This window comes from Plesiomonas sp. (assembly GCF_051650925.1).
In the GTDB taxonomy this organism is placed as follows: domain Bacteria; phylum Pseudomonadota; class Gammaproteobacteria; order Enterobacterales; family CAMTGL01; genus Plesiomonas.
Genome location: NZ_JBOFRH010000357.1, coordinates 1 through 1,025, shown reverse-complemented (window position 1 = coordinate 1,025; position 1,025 = coordinate 1). Strand labels below are relative to the sequence as shown.

Genomic DNA, 1,025 nt, shown 5'->3' with positions numbered 1-1,025 from the left:
TGATGATTGCCGCCATGCCCAAACTGCGTGCCGCCATGCATCTGGATACGGTATTTACCTTCTGCGATCGTGATGTCGTCACGCTGTATCCTGCTATCGTCAACCAAATTAAAACCTTCTCATTGCGTCCTTCTGATGGGCCCACCGGCATGAAGCTTAAGCGCGATAAAGGCACCTTTGTCGAGGCCGTCGCTGCGGCCTTGAATCTGAAAAAATTGCGTGTGGTTGAAACCGAAGGAAATGATTACGATACCGAACGCCAACAATGGGACAGTGGTAACAATGTGGTCGCCCTCGCCCCTGGGGTCGTGATGGCTTACGATCGTAACACCAAAACCAATACCCAATTACGCAAACAAGGCGTTGAAGTGATTGAAATTGTCGGCAGTGAACTTGGTCGCGGTCGCGGCGGTGGTCACTGTATGACCTGCCCGATCATTCGTGATGCCGTTGATTATTAGCTTTGTGTTTAACTGTGTTGATCTCCTTGAGTGGCATAGTGATAGATAGTGATTGATAGTGATAACCACGACAGTGAATAGCCAACTGCACGCAAATAAAAACAGCAAGCCCAGCAGGTGAATACCCACTGGGCTTGTTAATTTTAAACACTCACTTTAGCACTCGATTATTCAGACATTAACCGAGCGTTTTTCATCAGCATGAAAAGCAATGCCATTACAGGATATTGCTGATTGCATTCGCCAATTCTTTTTCTAAAACTGGCTTGGCTTCTTCAAACTTCAAATTCACCTTATTGGCATTGGAGATCACACGTGTTTGGTATTTTTGCTTGTGTTCTTCCTTTGCGCTGGTTTGGACTTTGTAGCCGGAAGTCCCTTGTGTCAGCGCCGCGACATCATTGGTCATAACTTTACCATTAGTTCGCTCAGTGATCTGAACATCAGTGACCATGGTATAGTTAATATCTTCCACCAAGGTATCGGCCGCTAAACCAATAACACCGGCAGCCAAACCTACCCCTAACGTGGTACCCGCTGAATTAGAATTATAAGCTGCGATAC

General features: G+C 46.4%; 2 protein-coding genes. One reads left to right on the top strand and one right to left on the bottom strand.

The annotated features are described in order from the left end of the window. Positions 1–461: arginine deiminase family protein (locus tag ACRC27_RS08165; protein WP_438639637.1), on the top strand; the 461-nt coding region annotated here is incomplete at its 5' end. A 217-nt stretch (positions 462–678) separates the two neighbouring features. Here ACRC27_RS08165 and traT read toward each other — a convergent pair. Beyond that, on the bottom strand, positions 679–1,025 hold a 347-nt coding region (traT, locus tag ACRC27_RS08160), incomplete at its 5' end, for a complement resistance protein TraT (RefSeq protein WP_438639636.1).